Origin of the sequence: Xenorhabdus sp. Sc-CR9 (assembly GCF_963897815.1) — a bacterium.
Classification (GTDB): domain Bacteria; phylum Pseudomonadota; class Gammaproteobacteria; order Enterobacterales; family Enterobacteriaceae; genus Xenorhabdus.
Genome location: NZ_CAWQTY010000068.1, coordinates 1 through 1225, shown reverse-complemented (window position 1 = coordinate 1225; position 1225 = coordinate 1). Strand labels below are relative to the sequence as shown.

Annotated in this window: 1 protein-coding gene; it reads left to right on the top strand. The window is 44.6% G+C overall.

From position 1 onward, the window contains the following. Positions 1-83: 83 nt before the first annotated feature. The gene (locus tag AACQ81_RS03630) at positions 84-1121 is read left to right on the top strand and encodes an IS5 family transposase (RefSeq protein WP_237388476.1); all 1038 of its coding nucleotides are present in this window, start codon (positions 84-86) and stop codon (positions 1119-1121) included. The last annotated feature ends 104 nt before the right edge of the window (positions 1122-1225 follow it).

Genomic DNA, 1225 nt, shown 5'->3' with positions numbered 1-1225 from the left:
AGGGAACCTCTAAAAACTTTTCACAGCCACCAAATTGAGTAAAATGTAGACACAATACATCCCTACAAGGTAGCGCCGTCATGATACCGCCTCGTTCTGCTTTAAAAAAAGATAAGCTGGCAGCCGAATACCATCGTCGAAAAATTGATGAATTAGGCGATCCACTGCTTGTCCTTGATAAGTATGTTGATTTCTCGGCACTGGCTGACACGGTAGACCGGGTCGCGCCACGGATTATTTCTCCCAAAGGCGGACGCCCGCCATTCCCGACTGAGGTGATGGTTCGCATCATTATCCTGAAACATTTCCATAATCTTTCCGATGAAAAGATGGAATATCAATTACTTGACCGCATGAGTTGGCAACGTTTTTGTCGTTTGACCGATGTCATTAATATTCCAGATCGTAATACCATTTGGTATTTCGAAAAACGGATTGGTCAGGAAGGTGCCAGGGCGTTGTTTGACGAGGCGAAGCATCAGCTTTCGGCACAGGGATTTATCCCTCGTGGCGGCCAAATCATTGATGCCACGTTGATTCCGGTTCCTAAGCAACACAATAAGAAAGAAGAGAATGAACAAATCCGTCAGGGTAACCCCCCTGATGTCTGGACAAAAAACAAACGATGTCAGAAAGATACGGAGGCAACCTGGACGAAAAAACACGGTAAACGTTATTTTGGCTATAAATTGACCATTAATGTCGATGCAAAATATAAAGTGATCCGTCACATCGCGACAGGCACCGCCTCCGCCCATGATAGCCCGTTTTTTGAAGCCGTTCTGGACCGGTCAAATACAAGTCGAGACATTTATGCGGATAAAGGGTATGCCAGCCAGACACGTGAACAGGCGCTGAAGGAACAGGGCTATCGTGTTCATATTCAGAGAAAAGGGTTGCGAAATAAGCCGTTATCAACCTGCCAGAAAGGACGAAATAAGAAAATAGTGAAAACCCGGGCACGAGTGGAACACATCTTTGGCTCATTCTCCCAGATGGGTGATAAATTCATCCGAACGGTAGGCCAGCTACGCGCCAATTTCATGATGACGCTGAAAGCAACCTGCTATGATTTACAACGTTTGGTTTATTTTGGGAAATCGAGCATTCATGCCTTTTAATGCTTGAAAAAGTCAGAAATCCCTCTTCTCAATAAGATCAATTTTATGACGAATGGGTACAAAGTTGATCTTATTTTTTCACGGGAGAGTTTTTAGAGGTTCCC